This is a genomic window from Clostridium fungisolvens (assembly GCF_014193895.1).
In the GTDB taxonomy this organism is placed as follows: domain Bacteria; phylum Bacillota; class Clostridia; order Clostridiales; family Clostridiaceae; genus Clostridium_AR; species Clostridium_AR fungisolvens.
Map to the genome: position 1 here is coordinate 1,660,849 of NZ_BLZR01000001.1, position 21,300 is coordinate 1,682,148.

A 21,300-nucleotide genomic window follows, 5' to 3' on the forward strand; every position below is an offset into this window, starting at 1 on the left:
CATATTGTAACATTTACACAATATGGTAATATAAGATTATTATAAATATTTTCTGTTTAAAAGAGTTGTATTGTAATTTTCGAAGTAAGTGAGAGTTTGAGATTTTAATATTATATATTAGGGTTTTATCCTATGAGTATAAAGTCAAAGGAGGGAATTGAAATGCTTAAAAAAGCTATTATGAATAATTATAAAAGTATAGTAGAAGCAATTAAAAGGGTTGACTATAGATCTTTAAGTAATGAGGAATTATTAAGTAGGTCAAAAAAGTTAAGGGAGCTAGCGTCTAACGGAAAGATAGCTAGTGAACTTCTTGTAGATGGTTTTGCACTAGTGAAAGAGGCTGTAAAAAGAACTTTAGGTCTTGACGTTTATGATGTGCAGTTACTAGCAGCTGTAGCACTTAGCGAAAGAAAGTTAATTGAAATGCAGACAGGTGAAGGAAAAACACTTACAGCTGTGTTTCCAGCATATCTACTGAGTATTTTAAAAAAAGGGGTACATATACTTACCTTCAATGACTATTTAGCAAAGAGAGATGCCCTTTGGATGAAACCAATATATGAAGCATTAGGAGTAACCGTTGGATTTATTCAAGAAAATATGAGTGTAAATGAAAAGAAGGAAGCTTATGCTTGTGACATAACATATGTTACGGCAAAGGAAGCAGGGTTTGACTATCTTAGGGATTCCATTTGCTACAGTAAAGAAGATTTAATACATAGACCTTTTTACTTCGCAATTATAGATGAAGCTGATTCAATATTAATAGATGAAGCAAGAGTTCCACTTGTAATAGCTTCTAGTTCAGATGAAAAAGAGTTAAATCTTAGAAAAGTTAGAGAAGCTGTAGCAACATTAAATCCTTCATATGATTACACTACTGATGAGTATTCGATAAATGTGTATTTAACAGATAGTGGTATAGATCATATTGAGGAGTATCTTGGATGTGGAAACCTGTATGCTGAAGAAAACTTCGATTTATTAAGAAAAGTAAATAGTGCTCTTTATGCTGATGTGCTTTTAGAGAAGGATATAGATTATATTGTAAGAGATGGCAAGATTGAAATGGTAGATGAGTTTACAGGGCGAGTTGCAAAGAACAGGCATTGGCCGGATGGACTTCAAGGGGCATTAGAAACTAAGGAAAACTTAGATGTGCAGTCAAAAGGGAGAATTATAACGCAAATAACTCTGCAACATTTTATTGGGTTGTATGAAGGTGTAGCTGGTATGACAGGAACTGCTGTTGATGCAGAATATGAGCTATATGATGTTTATGGCATGGAGATTGCAGTAATACCATCTAATCGTAAATCTATCAGAAAAGATCTACCAAATTATGTGTTTACACATAAGGAAGCAAAATACAAAGCATTGGTTATGGAAATAAAAAAAGTACATTTGACTGGTCAACCTATCCTAATAGGAACTAGCAGTGTAAAAGAGTCTTCAGATTTAGCAGATAAACTATTAAGTAGTGGAGTTAACTGCCAAGTACTAAATGCCAAAAATGATGAGTTAGAGGCGAAGATAATTGAAAGAGCAGGGGTTTTGGGAGCTGTTACTGTTTCAACTAATATGGCTGGACGAGGAATTGATATATTACTTGGTGGTCCTGAAGGAGTAGAAAGAGAAAAAATTAAAGAGTTAGGTGGCCTATACGTTATTGGAATAAATCTTCATGAGAGTCTGCGAATTGATAAACAGTTAAAAGGAAGATCTGGGAGACAAGGTGATCCAGGGATAACAAGATTCTTTGTAAGTCTTGAAGATGATCTTATTGTAAAGTATGGAATACAGAATATTATTCCAGAAAGAAGAATGCCAAAACAAATGAATGAGCCATTATCAAAGCCTATATTCAACTATAAAATAAACCAAGTGCAGAGGATTGTTCAAGGAAAGAACTCCGATTTAAGACGAGAATTATATAAGTTCTCCTTTATATTAAACGATCAAAGACAATGCATGTACAATAACCGTATAGAAATAATTAATGGTGAATTTAACGATGAGATTTTGCATAAAGATTTTTCAATCTTATACGAGAAGTTAAAACTAAAATATACTTATTCTGAGATTGAACAATTTAAAAGAAATCTAAGATTATTTCATATTGATAAAGGCTGGGCAGATTATCTTGATAAAATCGCTAATCTTAAAGAAGGAATTCATCTTAATATCTTAGGTGGTAAAAATCCATTAACAGTGTTTAATTTAACTTTAGTGGAAGAGTTTGAAGTGCTACAGCAGGAAATAGAAGAGTCTATAAAGAATGATTATATAAAACTTCAAAATTCAGAAATTACCTTTGAAGAAATTAATGAGAGGAATAAACCGCCGCTTTCTACTTGGACGTATTTTGTGAATGATAACTCCCTTGATGGCATTCTGGGAATCGGGATGTTAGCAATAGTTGCAGTGGTGGAAGTGGGGAAACTATTAGGTAACAAAAGTTTAAAGAAACATTTTTCTGCATTGATGTTTGATATAGAAGGAGTGTATTATAAGCTTTTTAATAAAGATATATAATAAATTAAACTAATAACTGTAAAAAATGCTTTGATTTTGATAAAGTGGGGAATGTTATATGAGGACTCTAAAAAGGGTTACTATTTTAATAGTAGTACTTGTATTCGTAGGTGGATACTTATATATTCATGCAACACCAGAAAGATTAATTAGGAGCAATTTATTCTTTAACGGATATTTTACTACAGCATTTACTACAGATGTTTATAAGGCAAATATAGATTCACACTATGGTCAGTTCTATGCCTGTAAGAATCCTGCCATCGGGCCAGACCATTATGCTTTTATTAAGAAAAATGGACTTTGGTATATAAACTGGAATGGAACTGGTGGGGGCTAAAAATCAGTACACAATCTTCTTATATTACAAACCGAGGCAACTCTATAAAATAAATTTAAAAATTGGAAGAAGTAAATACTTTCATGATTAGGAGACTTGAAGTGGAGCTTAAGAATATAATTGGTATAGGAAACACTGCTACTGTATATGAATGGGAAGATGATAAAGTCCTTAAACTTTTTCATAAAGGATATTCTAAGTATGCTATAGAAAGAGAATTTCATAATGCAAAGTCTATAGAAAACATGAGTTTTGAAAAACCAAAGGCTTATGAAATCATAGATTTTGAAGAGCAGTTAGGCATTGTATATGATAAAGCAGAGGGTGAATCACTTCTACATTGGGTTTTAAAGACCGGAGATGTGAAGCAGTGTGCAATAACTATGGCAAGGCTGCATAAGAAAATGGGGCAAAATAATATTAGTGATGTACCTAACTACAAAGATTTTTTAAGAGAAGAAATATTAGATATATCTTCATCAAAAACAATAGAGCAGCAAAAAGCTTTGAGGATATTAGACATCCTTCCAGAAGGGAATGCATTTTGTCATGGAGACTTCCATCCAGATAATATACTAATATCAGGTGATCGTGCGGTTGTTATAGATTTTATGAATGTATGTCATGGAGACTTTTTGTATGATGTAGCAAGAACAGTATTTTTAGTGGAATACACACCTGTTCCAACTGATGCTGAGAATAGAGAACAGCTTCTAGAATTCAAAAAAGCTTTAGCGGATTTATATTTAAATGAAATGGAAGTTACAAGAGAAATGATACAGGATTATTTATTAGTGATTATTGAAGCAAGAAAGGGAGAATGTCCAAACGGATAAAAATTTGATTGGAAGAGGAACTAATATATGAAGATAAGCGAATACTTACTTATTATAATTTTTATAATAAACGGACTTTTGGCTATAATTAAAGGAAGATACTTAGGGAAAAATGGTACTTATAATGTAGTAAAGAGTAAATATCCTGATGGAACAGAAAGACAATGGGCTATATTTGATGGAGTTTTATGGATTATAACCGGGGTATTATTTTACTATATAGGGTTCTTTGCACTTCTAGTTCTAATTATTTTGTACTACATTGGAAAGAACATTTTGGCAAACTATATATTTGTAAACAAATAATTAGATGATTTACAAAAACAAAAAGAAGTTAAGAAGAGTGACGATTATGCTTTCTTAGCTTCTTTCTTATAGAATTTAAATATTTTATTTGTATTTAAGCAAAGAGGAGGAATATAGCTAATTAAACAAGTAGGCTAAAAAGTTTATAAGATAATCCGGAACCGCTTAGAAATAACTCTTTGCTTTTAAACATGGAGCTTTGGCAGCAACTATATTAAAGGAGATGAAAGTTTTTATGAATAGCTATGATATTTTAGGGAAGATGGTTACAGTTACAGTTGATAGGCCACTAGGCACGTATCATCCTAGACACAAAAGTATTTACTATACCGTAAACTATGGGTATGTAGAAGGAATCATTGCTGGCGATGGGGCAGACCAGGATGCTTATATATTAGGGGTTGACGAACCAGTAAAGAGTTTTACTGGAAAAGTAATAGCAGTAGTGCATAGATTAGATGATGTGGAAGATAAGTGGATTGTAGTTCCTGAGGATATTATTTTAAAAGAAGAAGATATTAAGAATGCAGTGAATTTCCAGGAACAGTTTTTCACTACAAAGTATTTTTGTTTGTACAAGTAAGAGAAGTGTAAATCTTAACTATTATACTTAAAGTTTTATTATAGTATTTACATGTAAAATGTAGACTTATCATGAAGCTTAATAAAAGAGTTCTTATAGAAGGGAGGGGCTATGATGGATTTTTTGCTTTTAATTTTCAGTGTGTTTATTTTTTTAGTAATTTGTAGTGCGGTTCACGAGTTAGGGCATATACTTGTGGGGTTAAAGTCAGGATTCAAGTTTTATCTACTTATAGTTGGTCCTTTTGGATTAAGGCGAAAGGAAGATGATAAGGTACAGTTCTTTATTGAGAAAGATCCTTTGCTCTGGGGAGGAGTAGGGGCAACTATGCCTCAGAGAGAAGATATAGCTAATTTTAAAAAGTTTGGATATGTACTTTTAGGTGGACCAATATTCTCTATAACGATTGGAACGATATTTTTACCTCTAGGAATTACTATAAATAATATATATCTTTCACTTTTTGGTGCTATGTCTTTAGGTATGGGAGTTTCCTGTTTGATTCCTGCTAGAAACGGCGCTTTCTATACTGATGGCGGAAGATGGTTAAGGATGCATAAGGATGCAGAGACTAGAGAAGTTGAGCTTGCTATATGGAATCTAAATCAATATGCTATTGTACATGGTAACTATAAAGAAGCAAGTTTTGATGACATCGTTGCACTAATAAATGATAAAGACTTAAGAGCTAATTACTTAGGTCATTACTATGCTTATAATTTCTATAAAGACAATGATGATTCTGAAAATATGGAAATGGAAAAATTAGAATTAGAGAATTTAAAAGGGCAAGTTCCTAAGCAAGTAGTAAAAATGTTTTCTATAAAATAGTCTCGACATTTATTTAAGAATGACCATTTTATCGAAAGTGAAAAGTCTACTTAAAGTAATTTCTTCTCAAAACAAATTGCATTAGGATTATTTATATATTTGCCGTAGTTTGGAATCTGAATATAACCTCTCTTTTTATAGAAAGATACTGCAGCTCTGTTTATTACTCTAGTCTCAAGCCATAGGGTTGAATAACCTAGTTTTAATGCTTCAGATTCTAGAGTTAGAAGAATTTTCGTTCCAACACCTTTTGTTTTAGCTTTAGCAAACATTCTTTTAACTTCAGCTATATTAGCATCAATAGGGCGTATAGCACCGCAGCCTAATGGTTCTTCGCCTTCGCCATATGCAATTAGAAACAAAGAACGTGGGACACAGACATCTTTTGGATCAAAAGAATTTTTCCCACTGTCACCTGTTATTGATTCTAACGTTTTTGATAACTCATCCATTAAGAGAATAGCGTCTGGGTCTGTAGGAGTTTTTTTAATAATTTTCATTATTCATCCCTCTGTTCATATAAGAAATAAATCACTTAATATAGTATAAGTGAATTCATTGTTAATATTAGTAATTATCATAATCTCTATAAATTATAACATAGTTGGATTATAGAGTACTAACTTCATTTATTATTTTATGAATACTAAAAGGTATGAAAAAAGAATCTTAAATAGTTGTTTGTGGAAATATGGACTTTGCTTTTTCTGAACCAAGCATAGATTATTGGATACAAGAATGCAGCGCAGCCACGGAAAATATTCTATTAGCTGCAGCTGGTTTAGGGCTAGGTTCTATATGGATTGGCCTTTATCCTTTGCCAAGTAAGATCAAACCTGTTCGTAAGATTCTAAACATACCAGAACATGTTATTCCTCTAGGGGCTGTTTATGTGGGTTACGCTGGAGAGATAAAGGAGCCAAGAACTCAATATAATGAAAAAGTAGTATATTGGCAGCAGTACGACCCAGCAAGAAAACATAGAGCAAGACATAAAAATATGAAAAAGTTATAAAAAAATATTTTTAATTATTTCATTATAAAAAGATGTATTTATACACTCCTGTGAATATATTTGAAATATGAGATGAGTGGGGTTTTCTCACTTTCAAAAATACTAATATATATTCTAAAATCAGAAAAAATTATGTATATTTTCCGAATTATTTAAATATATATGTAGTGTTAATAATATATATAGGAGGGTATATCTTGGACAGCTTTAATATATATAAGGATATAGCTGAAAGAACCCAAGGTGACATTTACGTTGGTGTTGTTGGGCCTGTAAGAACTGGTAAGTCTACATTTATTAAAAGATTCATGGATCTTATGGTAATACCAAAGATAGAAAATTCATATAAAAAAGAAAGGGCTAAGGATGAGCTGCCACAATCAGGATCAGGCAAAAGTATTCATACTACTGAACCTAAATTCATACCTAATGAAGCTATAGAAATCTCTTTAGATGAAGGCTTAAAATTCAAGGTAAGAATGGTTGATTGTGTTGGTTATATTGTAAAAGGAGCCTTAGGCTATATGGAGGGTGAGCAAGCAAAGATGGTTACCACTCCATGGTTTGATTATGAAATTCCTTTTGAAGATGCTGCTGAAATCGGTACAAGAAAGGTAATTACAGATCATTCAACTATCGGTTTAGTTATAACAACAGACGGCAGTATAACAGGAATACCTAGAGAAGATTATGTTGATGCTGAGGAAAGAGTAATTCAAGAATTAAAAACAATAGATAAGCCTTTCATAATTGTACTTAATACAACTAAAGTAAATGCACCTGAAACAAAGGAACTTAAGGTTCAACTTGAAGCAAAGTACAGTGTTCCAGTGCAGGTTATGGATGTATTATCCATGAAGGAAGAAGACATAACCAAATTATTCAAAAAAGTACTTAAGGAATTCCCAGTGAAGGAAGTAAACATAGATATGCCAGAATGGATAGAAAAATTAGATCCATCTCACTGGTTAAAAGAGAATTTCTTAAACATAGTTAAGGATATGTGTAAAAACATATTTAAAGTTAGAGACATAAAGACTTGCTTGGATGGATATAGAGAAGAAGATTTCATGGGACTTACTGATATTGATGAGATGAACCTAGGCGATGGTACAGCAAGAATAAAGCTAAATCCAAAGCAAGGCATTTTCTATAAAATACTTAGTGAATTATGTGGCAATGATATATCATCAGAAAGCGAACTTATGACTTTAATGAAAGAACTTAATGAAGCTAAGGTTGAATATGATAAGGTTTCAGATGCTTTGAAGGAAGTAAAAGAAACTGGTTATGGACTTGTAGCCCCTCAGCTAACAGAAATGAAGTTTGAAGATCCAGAGTTTGTAAAGCAAGGTGGAAAGTATGTGGTTAAGCTAAAAGCCAGCGCTCCAAGCTTGCATTTCATAAAGGCAGATATCGAAACAGAGATATCACCAATAATGGGTACAGAAAAAGAAACAGAAGAGCTATTTAAATCTCTTCTAGAACAGTTCGAAAGTGATCCAACAAAACTATGGCAGAGTAATATGTTCGGTAAATCCCTAGAAGTTCTTGTAAAAGAAGGACTACAGAACAAGCTCTACAAGATGCCAGAGGACGTACAAGTTAAGATCCAAAAGACCCTTCAAAAGATAATAAATGAAGGTAACGGTGGACTTATCTGCATAATTCTATAGAACATTAGTTGAAAAGTATAACCAATTACATTATATATTTTAATGTAATTGGTTATTTTTATTTTCTAAAAACTTTTTTTAATAAAGTTCTTTTGTAATTTTTTAGCTTAGAAATATCATGATTTTCTGCATACAATCCCATTAGTATTAAGGATAATCCAGCACCTACACATAATCCTTCAATAAAATCAGGTAGTAAATTAAAATGACTTGAGATTAACCAAATTCCATTTATGAGTAGCCCAACACATAGATAATTGTTTAGTTTTCTCATGTATTTCACCTCCATAAAAAGATTATATATAATTTATAGTTTTGATACTATTATATTGAAAAAATTAATGTGGTTTTAAGCTTAAAAGCTTATTTGATTATTCACCTTGGGCAAGCCTCAAAGGATTTAGCACATTCATATGACAATCTTTGTGATATTGAAAATATTTTTAAACTGAGGTAGTATAGTTCTTAAATTAGCATATTAGGAAAGGAACAGTATTTAGTGGCTCGAATAGATATAGCACACTTTTTTACTAGGACACTATATGAAGATAAAACACATTAAAGGGAGTACTTTTTGTATTGATACTGGAAGAACTTATCTTCCATTTTATAAGATAAATGATGAAGAAATAATTATGTTAGACTCTGGTTTAGCAAAAGGTGAGAGACGAGAAATAGAGAAGCTTCTTGTAGATAATAATTTTAAGATAGCTGCTATAATATGCACTCATGCACATGTAGATCATATAGGAAATAATACATATTTTAAGAAAAAATATAACTGTATTATTGCAATGCCAGCATATGAAGCTATGCTTTGCAGCTCTATTGTGAATTTAAAAGGATATTATAGTATGCTAACTTTAACTGAAATTAGAGAACAGTTTGGACACATGGTTTGTGAAACTGATGTTATGATTTCTTATAATCAAAGTTTTATAGAAGTCTGTGGAATTAAGTTTGATATTTTTCATACTCCAGGACATAGTGCTGCTCATATTTGCATTACAACTCCAGATGAAGTCTGTTATTTAGGGGATGCTTTAGTAGGTTATGAAACTATGAGGGAAGCAAAGCTTCCTTATGCTTATATAGTAAGTGAAGATTTAAAAAGTAAGGATAAGCTGTATACCTTAAAATGCAGTAAATACATTGTAGCTCATAAAGGCATCTACAACGATATTACAGAACTTATAGGAGCTAACATAGAATTTTACAAAGCTATAGCTTTAAAAGTATATGAAGTGATAGAAGATGGTATGACCATGGATCTTGTTAGGTCAGCTGTTACTAAAAGCTTCAACTTAAGAATAAATACTATGGCTAGATATGGTTTAATAGAAAGACTTTTAAGACCATATGTTGAATATTTAAGCGAAATAGGAAGTATAAGTTTGCAGATAGAAGAGGGAATAATCAAATATTCGAAATTTTAACAAAAGCATAATAGTTGCTTTTAATTTAATTTGATAAAATATTTATTGTAAATCTATTTTTTATTTACAGCAATTTTGAAACATACGTGATATAATTATCTATATTTGTAAATAATAATTGTTAAAAGAGGAGAAGGTATAATGTTTAATTGGAAACCTGAATTTGAACTTGGTATGGAAAAAATAGACAATGAACACAAGAAATTATTTGAAATAGCTAATAAAGGCTATGAGCTTTTAGTCAATGATTTTTATGTGGACAAGTATGATAGAATAATGGAGATAATAGTAGAATTAAGAGACTATGCCCAGTTTCACTTTTCTGCTGAAGAAGAATATCTTGCAAGTATAGGTTATAAGAAATTATTTACTCATAAGATTGAACATGATTCCTTTATTCAAAAGGTAAGTAATGTTAATCTAAATGATGTTGATTCTAATCAAGATAAGTATGTTCAAGATCTTTTAGACTTCATAGTTATATGGATTAAAGAGCACATAATGGAAAAAGATAGAGAATACGTAAACGCAAAATAGTACATATGTCTACAATTATTATAGTTAAATAAATAACCAATTGCTCCATAATAGATAGAGTGATTGGTTATTTTTATTTGAAGTCTAAGCATTAAAGAAGTACATGGTTATTAAGGAAAGAAGTTACAAAGGAGTTGAAGTATCCTTTGGAATGAAAGTAAATAAAGTATTTTATAAATGGAGTGAGCTAGACTGAATAAATTCAATCTAGCTCGGTTTTGTGAAAAAAATTTTAAAACATTATTATTATATAATTAATTTAATGGAAAATCAAGGGTTTAATGTTAAAGTTTAAGAGAAGCTAAAGAAAGTATTTCATACTGGTCTTTTTAAGTTCTCTAGTGCTATATAAAATTTTGTAATCTTTAACTCCTAGATCATTAGAAATTTTCTCAATAATTTTATTGCAGCTTTCTTTATCTTTTCCGTGTACCATTGAATAAAGATTATAATCCCAAGAATCACAAGGCTTTCTTTCATAGCAATGACTTATTTCAGAAAAAGACGCCATATATTTTCCAGCTTCATCTAAATTTTTATCATCAATCTTCCAAACAACCATTGCATTAGCATTAAAGCCTGCTTTCCTATGATAGAGTATGGCTCCAACTCTTTTTAGTATACCTGCTTCATTATAAGTTTTAATTTTACTTATAAGGTCATCTTCATTCATATTAAGTTCATCAGCTATTTCTTTAAATGGAGTAGCTGATATTGAAATATTCTCCTGCAATTTTCTTATTATTTTTTTATCAAAATTATCAATCATCTTTGCCATCTCCCTGAAGGTTCAAAGCTACTTTAATTTTAAATAATTTAACTGATGGCAAACTTATTATATCTCTTAACTCAGTTTTCACTTGTATGTCCTGTAGAATAGTATTTAAACTTTCATGAGAATCAGTTATTATCGTAAACCACATGTTGTAATCATCTTCTCTAATGTAATTATGAGTTACTTCATTATACTGATTTATTAACGAAGCAACCTCTTCAATTTTATTTTCTGGAACCTTAGCGGCACAAAGGGTGCTTGTATAACCGATTTTTTTCGAACTAAAGATACCTCCTATTCTTCTTATAATACCTTCACTTTTTAATCTGTTTACTCTTTTTATAACTTCATTTTCTGTAAGTGATAACTGTTGCCCTAGTATTTTAAAAGGTCTTCTATCTATTGGAATTTCATTTTGCATTAGATTAAGTAAATTTTCATCTATTACATCCATAAAAATACTCCTTTAGAAATGGTATAGTATATTACAGAGCTTAATAGTTCTAATGGCTGATCATGCAGATTTTATCATCTGACATATAATCTCCATTGTGATAATATGCAGATCTTGCCCTGCAACCACCACAATTTTTTTTTGCCGAGCAGCTGTTGCAGTGACCATTATATTTTTGGTCTCTTAGCCTATTAAAAAGTTGACTATTTCTCCAAATTTCACTGAAATCACTTTCCCTAACATTGCCTGCTATCTCATTTAAATAAGCGCAAGCCTGAACATCGCCTTTAGGATTAATTATGCAATAATCTATTCCAGCAATGCAGCCTCGTTTAAACCTGCTATTAATGCCTAAGTTTTCTGCAATCCTAACAAATTGCGGAGCACAAGTTGGTTTTATTTCTATATTAACTTCACTTTGTTTTTTCATTATTGAAGTCAACAGCTTTTCGTATTCTTTTGGACTTAATAACTCGTCTTCTATATTTTTTCCTCTTCCTGTAGGAACAAGAAAGAAAATGTGATGTGCTGCAGCGCCCATGTCCACTGAAAAATCAGTTAAGCTGATAATTTCATCTTTGTTCCAATCCATAACCGTTGTGTGAAGTTGAAATCTAATGCCAAGATCTCTACAGTTTTTCATTGCATTGACGGTATCACTATAAGCAGTATCATTTCCTCTAAAAAGATTGTGTTTATTTGGATCTAAGCTATCAAGACTTATACCTATTGCAGAAATTCCGGATTCTTTTAATCTTTGAGCCATTTCTTTCGATATAAGTGTGCCATTTGTTCCAAGTACAGATCTTAGTCCAGCTCTAGAGGCATAATTTATGAGTTCAAAGATGTCATTCCTCATTAAGGGTTCTCCACCAGAAAATATCATAATTTTAAAATTTGCTTTTACAATTTGATCGATAAGTCTTTTGGCTTCTTCTGTATTTAATTCACCTTCTACTTCTTTGCCTGAATTCCTATAACAATGACTACATTTTAAATTACATCTGTTTGTTGTATTCCAGGATATTATCATTTATTTTTACACACCTTTTTATAATTTTTTACTTGTTATTCAGTTGAATTTTGATGTATAGGGTTCCATTACGGAAACTTAATTTATACTTGTTCGAAAATCGCGGCATCTGGGGATTTTCGGGCATGTATTAATTAATAGTTGAAGTTGGAACCCTATATAGGGTTCCATTACGGAAACTTAATTTATACTTGTTTGAAAATCACGCACCTATAACTTTTAGCATGTATAAATTAATGGTTGAAGTTAGAACAGTATAAAGATTTAACTAAAATAAAGCTTAGTAGGATATTTAACCATAAAATTTTGAGACCATAAGACTTTATATATAACTATTTAAATATAAAAGTAGTTATATAGTTTTATATTTATGTTGATATACTGCCATATCGAGGCTGTAGTAGCTCCTCATCAGTGAGATAACAAGCAGGGTCTTCAGCCCAAAAATCATTATGTATTGCTTCAGCTCTGGTTCTAAAGTTTCCATTACATACACTTAACCAGCTACAGTTTGAGCATCTACCTTTTAATAAAGATTTTCTATTTCTAAGACCATTTAATATTTCGTTATTAGAGTTTTTCCAAATTGCTCCGAAACTTTCTTCTTTAACATTTCCTAAAGTATATTGCCAAGTAAATTGATCTGGATGAACATCTCCATAAAAATCAACATTAGCGAAAGCCATTCCTGATCTATTTCCTCCATTAGTTTTTAAAAGCCTTAATATGTTTTCAGCTTTATTATCACATTTGTTTATTGAGCTTAAGCATGCATAAACTGCATCTGCATGATTATCTACTGTGAGTATCTCAACACTAGGGCCAAACTCTATAGCTTTATTTATGATTAAATCCAAAACTTGCCTAGTTTCTTCCTTAGTAATATCTTCTTCAATCATTTTATTTCCTCTACCTGAGTAAACTAAATGATAAAAGCAGACCCTAGGGATTTTTTCTTCTTTTATTAATTCAAATATATCCTCTAACTCTTTATAATTATTTTTATTTATAGTAAATCTAAGACCAACCTTTTGACCAACCTCAATACAGTTTCTTATACCTTGAAGAGCGCTATCAAAAGAACCCTTAACCCCTCTAAATTTATCATGATTTGATCCAATTCCATCAAGACTTACGCCAACATACCCAAGATTTATTTTCTTTAAAGCAGTGCAAGTATTTTTGTCTAAAAGTGTTCCATTTGTAGAGATGGTACTCCTGATTTTTCTTTCATTTGCATATGCTAATAAATCCAAGATGTTTTCTCTCATTAATGGTTCTCCACCAGAAAACAACAAGGCGGGTACCTTAAACTCCTCTAAATCATCAATGAATTTTTTTGCTTCAGATAACGTAAGTTCACCATTATATTTTTTGCTATCTGAACTTGCATAACAATGCTTACACTTCAAATTACAAGTTTTTGTACAATTCCAAGCAACTACGGGACCTCTTCCAGGGCTTACCCCGTATTTTTCTAATGAAGCCCCTTCTACATATCTTAAGCTATCCCCATAATTGGTAGAATCGCATAATAGTTTGGTTATACTTATCATATTTAATCAGTGTCCTCTCTTAACATTAAAGGTGAAAATTCGATACAGCGCTTTAACTGTGTATAAATATTTTATATTAGGAATATAATGCCATGCTTTTTTGTTTTATTATGCATAAGTTCTACGGATTTTATACTTGAAAGTGTGAGAGTTATTCTACATGTTCCGTAACTTTTTTAAACTTCTATCGTATGAGGTTATATAGAATAAATCAGATGCATATCCTTATTATGGTACGTGTGTGTTAAAAGAGGAGTTGAGTAGTTATGTTTAAAAATAAAAAAATAAAATTGATAGCAGTACTGTTTATAATTTTAAATCTACTGATAACATATTTTTGGATTTTTAATTGGACAATCTTAGACAATACTTTGGGGTACATCTTATGGGTGGGAGATATTATAATCTCTATAATATTAACTATTGTTCAGAAAAGAAATGAGTTTAAAATATTGTATATATTATTGCTTATTACAACAATTGCCGTAATACTACTTCTCCTAGCAGCTGTATTTATAATATTTACTGTGAGTAGTATGGGGTAGAGGTTTTAAATTGAAATAAATTTTATAAATAAGTATAGGTGTATTATTTATCTTTACTTCTATAATACGTTAAAACATAAAGATATACTTTGAAATAAATAACACTTAGTGTAATCATAAAAAGTGAGCAGAAACAGAAGTCTCGCTCACCGTTTGTAAATTAAACTTTTTTATATCTTACATGGTCTACATCTTCATTTATAACAACAATGTTTTTATAAACGCCTTCTTCAACTTCCTTATTAAAAATAGCTCCATCTTGTGCATGTTCATTTTTGGGTAAAGTGGCGGATACCACATCTCTGAATTCAAAATGCTCACCTTCAGCTATTCCATTAAGTTTTTCCATGTCTACATGACTTTTTTCCATAACCATAACCTCCAGAATAATTCAAATTACTTATTTTTATATTTTCCATGTTGAATCTATATATTCATTATTATTTCCGCTGAAGTTGTAGTTTACGAAAGGTAAATTGTGAATTTATGGTATAATAAGTTGTATTTCAAAAGGATGATTTAATCTATACCTGTGAGAAAATCACGCACCTATATTCTGGGCTTTATAAATTAATACTTGAGCTAGGAACTCTATAGTGCCTAATATTTAAATTACTATCAAAATATTTAGTTAAAAGGGTGGATGAGGATAATGAAATTTGATGTTACAGAGCTATTTTGGATAAGAGAATTAGAAGAAAAGTCAGTGAATCAGGATAAAATAGTTATGATTACTGAGCCAGGTACTGATTTATGGCAGAGGACTTATTATGGATTTAGAAATGATAATGCGCCTGCTTTAGTTATGGAGACTGATGAGAAGTTTTTTTCTTTTTGTGTTATGACAGAATTTGAAAGCAAGCATCGTTTTGATCAGTGTGGCATAGTGCTTTATCAAAATAGTGATAATTGGCTTAAAGCATCTGTTGAATACGAAAATGATGAATATCAGAGACTTGGCAGTGTGGTTACTAATCACGGATATTCAGATTGGGCTACAACTGACATTTCAGCTGATATTAAATCTATATACTATAGATTAAGCCGTCGTGAAAGCGATTTTTGCATAGAATACTCTTATGATGGAGTAGATTATAAACAAATGAGAATTTGCCACCTTTTTGAAGGTGCAGATAATATAAGATTTGGTGTATATGCCTGTAGTCCAGAAAAATCTTCTTTTAAGGCCACCTTTACTAAAATGGAGATAACTGAATGCAAGTGGCTTGAACATAAATGATAAATGTTAAATATATTTCTGAAAGTTTCTAAGTCTCAAAAAAGTTTAGTTGAAATGCCAATGTATAGGGATTTTAATAAGGTATACACTATAAAGTGAAATTTATTAGTATAAAAACTTAAATATAATAGTTTAGGTATATGTACTTGCACTTTTATAGGTATAAATTAAGAAGTTAAAAATTTTCTATATATTTAGGAGGTGTTGTAAATGAAAGTTGCTATTATGGGAGCTGGAATGTCAGGACTTTCTTGCGCTATAACATTAGAAAAGCATGGAATTACACCAACAATTTTTGAAAGCCGGAGTAAGGTAGGAGATAGATTTATTAACTCTGAGGCTATGTTTAGCATTTTAAATAGACCAGTTAAAGATTCACTAGAATATATTTCGGAAAATTACAATATAAACTTAGAACCTTTAGATCGTGTCAAAAAGTTAACCATTCATTCTAAAAATGAAATAGGGAACATTGAAGGGAAGATTGGATATACAAATATAAGAGGCAGGCATAACAATTCATATGAGAGTCAATTAGCTAGACAAATACGATCTAAAATTATTTTTAACTCAAACTATGATTATCCGTATTTGTGCAAACACTTCGATTCAGTGGTATTAGCTACAGGGGATGGACAATATGCAGCAGATATCGGAAATTATAAGTGTGATTTAACTGTAACGATAAAAGGTGCTACTGTTGAAGGTAACTTTGTAACTAGTAACCCGCATGTATGGTTCAACTATGATATTATACCTAAAGGTTATATTTGGGTTATACCATTTTCAGAAAAAGAAGGTAATATAGTTATTGCCTATCCAGATTATCCTGACAACATAAAATTAGATATAGAAGTAATGTGGGAAAAAGCTTATAGCTTAGTAAGTAAGGATTTAAAACAAAGCTTTAAGATTACAGATAAATTTGAAATCACTAGATATATGATGGGAATATGTAATAAAGCCAAAATAGACAATACATATTTTGCAGGGAATTGTTTTGGTACCATATCTCCTGGACTTGGGTTTGGCCAATTTGCGGCTATCTTAACTGGTGTATATGCAGCTTACGACATTTGTAATATAGGAGTTTATGAGCAATTAACTAAACCATTATTCGAAAACTACAATCACTCCATGACGCTTAGAAGATTTTTGGAGAATCAAACTAATGAACAAATGGATGGATATATTAAAAATTTAGATAATAAATTCATTGATTATATAATCGATAACGTATGTAGCAATGAAAACAGCATTGATTTAATGAAATTATCGACACCTATTATGAGGTTATGGAATAATTATAAAGAACATAGCCATAGTAGGTAATGTTATATGAATAGTATCAGTAAATTTAAGATGGTATGTATTGGTAAAATAAAGCCTATAGCTAAGGCTCTCTTTTTACTTAGCAAATGGCTTTATTATTTTGCAATAAACTAGGAAAGTATATAATTCTTATGTTAGCTAAAGTTAGTAAATTCAATTCATTTAAATTAAGAAGTGCTTCATATTTAGTTTTTAATTAATACAATGAAAAATGAATCTGGTTGGTATGGTAGATTTTTCTTAGGTGCATTCCGAAATAGGAATGTGTAAAAACTTTAATAGGATATCGACACAGAAAATGGTATATAATATAAGTATTAAATGTCGGCGAGATATTAGATTAGTAAGTGTTAAGGATAAATATGTTTGATGGACAATCTGTGTACAATTGTATATATCTAAGATGTAATTTTATAAGAACTATATCTTAATTTATTACAATGAATTTATAAAAGTTAAGACGTGGAGGAATGAAAAATGCAGTATATAACTGGACTACTTGATCATTATGGATATATAGTTTTGCTAATTGCATTGACATTAGAATTAATTGCATTTCCACTTCCTGGTGAGCTTCTTATGACATATTGTGGATTTCTAGTAAATCAGCAAAAATTAAATTGGTTCTTTAGTATTGCAGTTGCATCAACTGGAACAATTATTGGTGTAACAATTTCTTATTTTATCGGAAGTAGATTAGGTGTTCGCTTTTTTAGACGATATGGTCATTATATACATCTTGGACCAAAGGGATTAGAAAAAACTTCAGTATGGTTTAATAAGTATGGAAATAGGTTGCTAATTATATCATATTTCATACCAGGTGTTAGACATATTACAGGATACTTTTCCGGTATAACTGAAATTTCATATAAGAAGTTTGCTTTGAATTCTTACATAGGAGCTATATTATGGACTACAACATTCATTTCTTTAGGTAAGCTTTTAGGTACTAAGTGGGAAAAGTATCATAAGCTAATTACCCAATATTTAATCATAGGCGGAGTTATTATATCTTTAATTATAGTCGTTATTTATTTGTATAGGAGCCACAAGCAACAGATTATTGAAGCTACTATAAGAATACTTAGAAAGGCTATGAGAACATTCAATTCCTTCGGTAAGATTAAAGTTGCAATGTTTAGTGTTTCTGTTGCCTTTGTCACTTTCTTTGCTCTTCTAATAGGTGTCATTGAAGATTTTTTAGCTAATGAATTCAATCAATTTGATATAATTGTAAGTTATCTTATGAAGATAATCTTTACTGATAATTGGAGATTCTTGATGAATGTGTTTTATTATCTAACTTCTTTAAAGACATTAATATTTGTTGTTGTTTGCATGATTATATTCATCATAATGAAAGGTATAGATAAGTTTCTCGAAATTAGGTTCGTATTTTTTACTATTTTAGGTGGAGAGGCTTTACAAACTCTATTAAGACTTGCTTTTAAACGTATGGGACCACTTGGTGTATTATTTTCAGGAAATATTAAATATACATTTCCTAGTGAGCAATCTTTAATGGCTATAGTTACATATGGCTTTGTATGTTTCCTCATATTACGCCATACGAAGATTACTTGGCTTAGAATATCATCTGTAGTTATAACTATAGTAATCTGTTTCCTTGGTGGTATAAGTGTTTTATTTTATCAAGTTCAATATCCAAGTGATATTTATGCTGGATATGTTTTTGGTGGAGTATGGCTAACCTTGAATATTATATTATTAGAGTGTTATCGTATATTACCTAAGATTTAATAAGAAATTGCAGCTATACTGATAAGGTATGTTACTTATTTGTCTTTTAAATTTCACTTCTAGAACCCACAGAAATTCTGAAAATAGATTTCGACTAGAAGTGGTACGCCTATGGATAAACTCCTTCATATTAGAATTTTTCAAATAAAGATTCGTAGAATCATCGAAATATTTATTTTGAGTTTAAGGATCAAGTAGGTTATCTGTTTAGAGGAATAGATATTAAATATCAGGGGAATAGTATAAAAGCACTATGAATATTATGTTCATGGTGCCTTTAAAGTTTGGCTAATAACAATAATTAGGTAAAAACACTCCCAGGTGTATCAATTAGTGAAATATTTAGGAATATGGAGATATATTAAAAAAGTGTATAATTAAATTCTTCTCAGGGCATATTACTTATTATTGAGCATCAATAGATGTGATATCATAGTCTATGTCGCTGTAACACGGTTCGACAAAACAACACAAGATTTTAAAACGAAATTTAAATTAAATTTAAAAAAGTTTTAAAAAATGTGTTGACAAAGAAATCTTACAGTGGTAAGATATAAAAGCTGTCAGAAAAACAGCAAAACAACTTGGTCTTTGAAAATTAAACAGAGAAGATAAACAAAGTCTAAAATTAGACTTAAACTAAACCAGCAATTCTTTTGAAAAAAGACTTACTAAGTAAGTAAGCTATGATTAAACTTTAAATTGAGAGTTTGATCCTGGCTCAGGACGAACGCTGGCGGCGTGCCTAACACATGCAAGTCGAGCGGAGAAAGTTCTTCGGAACTTTCTTAGCGGCGGACGGGTGAGTAACACGTGGGTAACCTGCCTTATAGAGGGGGATAGCCTTCCGAAAGGAAGATTAATACCGCATAACATTTTCGTTTCGCATGAAATGAAAATCAAAGGAGCAATCCGCTATAAGATGGACCCGCGGCGCATTAGCTAGTTGGTGAGGTAATGGCTCACCAAGGCGACGATGCGTAGCCGACCTGAGAGGGTGATCGGCCACATTGGAACTGAGATACGGTCCAGACTCCTACGGGAGGCAGCAGTGGGGAATATTGCACAATGGGGGAAACCCTGATGCAGCAACGCCGCGTGAGTGATGAAGGCCTTCGGGTTGTAAAGCTCTGTCTTTGGGGACGATAATGACGGTACCCAAGGAGGAAGCCACGGCTAACTACGTGCCAGCAGCCGCGGTAATACGTAGGTGGCAAGCGTTGTCCGGATTTACTGGGCGTAAAGGGAGCGTAGGTGGATATTTAAGTGGGATGTGAAATACCTGAGCTTAACTTGGGTGCTGCATTCCAAACTGGATATCTAGAGTGCAGGAGAGGAAAGTGGAATTCCTAGTGTAGCGGTGAAATGCGTAGAGATTAGGAAGAACACCAGTGGCGAAGGCGACTTTCTGGACTGTAACTGACACTGAGGCTCGAAAGCGTGGGGAGCAAACAGGATTAGATACCCTGGTAGTCCACGCCGTAAACGATGGATACTAGGTGTGGGGGTTTCAACACCTCCGTGCCGCCGTTAACACAATAAGTATCCCGCCTGGGGAGTACGGTCGCAAGATTAAAACTCAAAGGAATTGACGGGGGCCCGCACAAGCAGCGGAGCATGTGGTTTAATTCGAAGCAACGCGAAGAACCTTACCTAGACTTGACATCTCCTGAATTACCCTTAACCGGGGAAGTCGGTACCTTTGGTACCGACAGGAAGACAGGTGGTGCATGGTTGTCGTCAGCTCGTGTCGTGAGATGTTGGGTTAAGTCCCGCAACGAGCGCAACCCTTATTGTTAGTTGCTACCATTTAGTTGAGCACTCTAGCGAGACTGCCCGGGTTAACCGGGAGGAAGGTGGGGATGACGTCAAATCATCATGCCCCTTATGTCTAGGGCTACACACGTGCTACAATGGCAAGTACAAAGAGACGCAAGACCGTGAGGTGGAGCAAATCTCAAAAACTTGTCCCAGTTCGGATTGTAGGCTGAAACTCGCCTACATGAAGCCGGAGTTGCTAGTAATCGCGAATCAGCATGTCGCGGTGAATACGTTCCCGGGCCTTGTACACACCGCCCGTCACACCATGAGAGTTGGCAATACCCGAAGTCTGTGAGCTAACCCGTAAGGGAGGCAGCAGCCGAAGGTAGGGTCAGCGATTGGGGTGAAGTCGTAACAAGGTAGCCGTAGGAGAACCTGCGGCTGGATCACCTCCTTTCTATGGAGAAATTATTAAGTACTGATGCATTTCAGGCTTAATATATACGAATTCTGGTTAGAATCTCTCTCTGTTTAATTTTGAGATACCAAGTATCTCAGATTGTTCTTTGAAAATTGCACATAAGTTAAAGTAAAGATATTTACTATTCTTTGTAATAAATTGACTGATAAGAATGCACGCTAGTATTCAAGTCAGTAGACTGGTTTGTTCAAAAACAAATTATGAAATGTACTTTTCTAAGTGCAGAACCGTAATTTGCGGAGCAAATTAGGAGTGGCATTA

At 32.2% G+C, this 21,300-nt stretch carries 20 protein-coding genes and 1 rRNA gene; 14 read left to right on the plus strand and 7 right to left on the minus strand.

The window, feature by feature from the left end:
- Positions 1 to 162 precede the first annotated feature (162 nt).
- From bsdtw1_RS06870 to bsdtw1_RS06895, 6 genes are all read left to right on the plus strand, one after another.
- Entirely contained in the window at positions 163 to 2,538 is a 2,376-nt protein-coding gene (locus bsdtw1_RS06870; protein WP_183276857.1) for a preprotein translocase subunit SecA, read from the plus strand.
- A gap of 58 nt (positions 2,539 to 2,596) precedes the next feature.
- Entirely contained in the window at positions 2,597 to 2,878 is a 282-nt protein-coding gene (locus bsdtw1_RS06875; protein ID WP_183276858.1) for a YjcN family protein, read from the plus strand.
- Positions 2,879 to 2,979: 101 nt separating this feature from the next.
- Entirely contained in the window at positions 2,980 to 3,714 is a 735-nt protein-coding gene (locus tag bsdtw1_RS06880) for an aminoglycoside phosphotransferase family protein (RefSeq protein WP_183276859.1), read from the plus strand.
- A 27-nt stretch (positions 3,715 to 3,741) separates the two neighbouring features.
- Entirely contained in the window at positions 3,742 to 4,020 is a 279-nt protein-coding gene (locus tag bsdtw1_RS06885) for a hypothetical protein (RefSeq protein ID WP_183276860.1), read from the plus strand.
- A gap of 235 nt (positions 4,021 to 4,255) precedes the next feature.
- Entirely contained in the window at positions 4,256 to 4,603 is a 348-nt protein-coding gene (locus bsdtw1_RS06890; protein ID WP_183276861.1) for an inorganic pyrophosphatase, read from the plus strand.
- 114 nt (positions 4,604 to 4,717) lie between these two features.
- Entirely contained in the window at positions 4,718 to 5,434 is a 717-nt protein-coding gene (locus bsdtw1_RS06895; protein ID WP_183276862.1) for a site-2 protease family protein, read from the plus strand.
- 50 nt (positions 5,435 to 5,484) lie between these two features.
- Here the strand turns inward: bsdtw1_RS06895 and bsdtw1_RS06900 are convergent, their stop codons facing one another.
- Entirely contained in the window at positions 5,485 to 5,934 is a 450-nt protein-coding gene (locus bsdtw1_RS06900; protein WP_183276863.1) for a GNAT family N-acetyltransferase, read from the minus strand.
- A 191-nt stretch (positions 5,935 to 6,125) separates the two neighbouring features.
- Between bsdtw1_RS06900 and bsdtw1_RS06905 the strand changes: the two genes are divergently transcribed.
- Entirely contained in the window at positions 6,126 to 6,449 is a 324-nt protein-coding gene (locus bsdtw1_RS06905; protein WP_183276864.1) for a nitroreductase family protein, read from the plus strand.
- Between the two features lie 197 nt (positions 6,450 to 6,646).
- A complete protein-coding gene (gene spoIVA / locus bsdtw1_RS06910; RefSeq protein WP_183276865.1) occupies positions 6,647 to 8,125 on the plus strand; it encodes a stage IV sporulation protein A in 1,479 nt (492 codons plus the stop codon).
- Positions 8,126 to 8,183: 58 nt separating this feature from the next.
- Here spoIVA and bsdtw1_RS06915 read toward each other — a convergent pair whose 3' ends face one another.
- Positions 8,184 to 8,399, minus strand: a complete 216-nt coding sequence (locus bsdtw1_RS06915) for a hypothetical protein (protein ID WP_183276866.1) — start codon at positions 8,397 to 8,399, stop codon at positions 8,184 to 8,186.
- Positions 8,400 to 8,667: 268 nt separating this feature from the next.
- Between bsdtw1_RS06915 and bsdtw1_RS06920 the strand changes: the two genes are divergently transcribed.
- Together bsdtw1_RS06920 and bsdtw1_RS06925 are read left to right on the plus strand one after the other, a co-directional pair.
- A complete protein-coding gene (locus tag bsdtw1_RS06920; RefSeq protein WP_183276867.1) occupies positions 8,668 to 9,561 on the plus strand; it encodes an MBL fold metallo-hydrolase in 894 nt (297 codons plus the stop codon).
- A gap of 141 nt (positions 9,562 to 9,702) precedes the next feature.
- A complete protein-coding gene (locus bsdtw1_RS06925) occupies positions 9,703 to 10,098 on the plus strand; it encodes a bacteriohemerythrin (protein WP_183276868.1) in 396 nt (131 codons plus the stop codon).
- A gap of 301 nt (positions 10,099 to 10,399) precedes the next feature.
- On the opposite strand, the gene ahbB is transcribed toward bsdtw1_RS06925, so the two are convergent.
- The 5 genes from ahbB to bsdtw1_RS06950 all read right to left on the minus strand — a co-directional run bounded on the left by ahbB (position 10,400) and on the right by bsdtw1_RS06950 (position 14,831).
- A complete protein-coding gene (ahbB, locus tag bsdtw1_RS06930) occupies positions 10,400 to 10,867 on the minus strand; it encodes a siroheme decarboxylase subunit beta (RefSeq protein WP_183276869.1) in 468 nt (155 codons plus the stop codon).
- A complete protein-coding gene (gene ahbA / locus bsdtw1_RS06935) occupies positions 10,860 to 11,327 on the minus strand; it encodes a siroheme decarboxylase subunit alpha (RefSeq protein ID WP_183276870.1) in 468 nt (155 codons plus the stop codon). Before ahbA ends, ahbB begins: the two co-directional genes overlap by 8 nt.
- Before the next feature lie 49 nt (positions 11,328 to 11,376).
- Entirely contained in the window at positions 11,377 to 12,360 is a 984-nt protein-coding gene (gene nirJ2 / locus bsdtw1_RS06940) for a putative heme d1 biosynthesis radical SAM protein NirJ2 (protein ID WP_183276871.1), read from the minus strand.
- A gap of 368 nt (positions 12,361 to 12,728) precedes the next feature.
- Positions 12,729 to 13,916 carry a putative heme d1 biosynthesis radical SAM protein NirJ1 gene (gene nirJ1 / locus bsdtw1_RS06945; RefSeq protein WP_183276872.1) on the minus strand — a complete coding sequence of 396 codons (1,188 nt, stop codon included), beginning with the start codon at positions 13,914 to 13,916 and terminating at the stop codon, positions 12,729 to 12,731.
- Between the two features lie 705 nt (positions 13,917 to 14,621).
- Positions 14,622 to 14,831 (minus strand): hypothetical protein, encoded by a 210-nt coding sequence (locus tag bsdtw1_RS06950; protein ID WP_183276873.1) that lies wholly within the window; start codon positions 14,829 to 14,831, stop codon positions 14,622 to 14,624.
- A 282-nt stretch (positions 14,832 to 15,113) separates the two neighbouring features.
- Between bsdtw1_RS06950 and bsdtw1_RS06955 the strand changes: the two genes are divergently transcribed.
- From bsdtw1_RS06955 to bsdtw1_RS06970, 4 genes are all read left to right on the plus strand, one after another.
- Positions 15,114 to 15,701, plus strand: coding sequence for a DUF1349 domain-containing protein (locus bsdtw1_RS06955; protein WP_183276874.1), 588 nt, complete (start codon positions 15,114 to 15,116; stop codon positions 15,699 to 15,701).
- Positions 15,702 to 15,911: 210 nt separating this feature from the next.
- A complete protein-coding gene (locus tag bsdtw1_RS06960; protein ID WP_183276875.1) occupies positions 15,912 to 17,033 on the plus strand; it encodes an NAD(P)/FAD-dependent oxidoreductase in 1,122 nt (373 codons plus the stop codon).
- A 477-nt stretch (positions 17,034 to 17,510) separates the two neighbouring features.
- Positions 17,511 to 18,797, plus strand: coding sequence for a VTT domain-containing protein (locus tag bsdtw1_RS06965; RefSeq protein ID WP_183276876.1), 1,287 nt, complete (start codon positions 17,511 to 17,513; stop codon positions 18,795 to 18,797).
- 698 nt (positions 18,798 to 19,495) lie between these two features.
- Positions 19,496 to 21,015, plus strand: a 16S ribosomal RNA gene (locus bsdtw1_RS06970).
- Positions 21,016 to 21,300 lie beyond the last annotated feature (285 nt).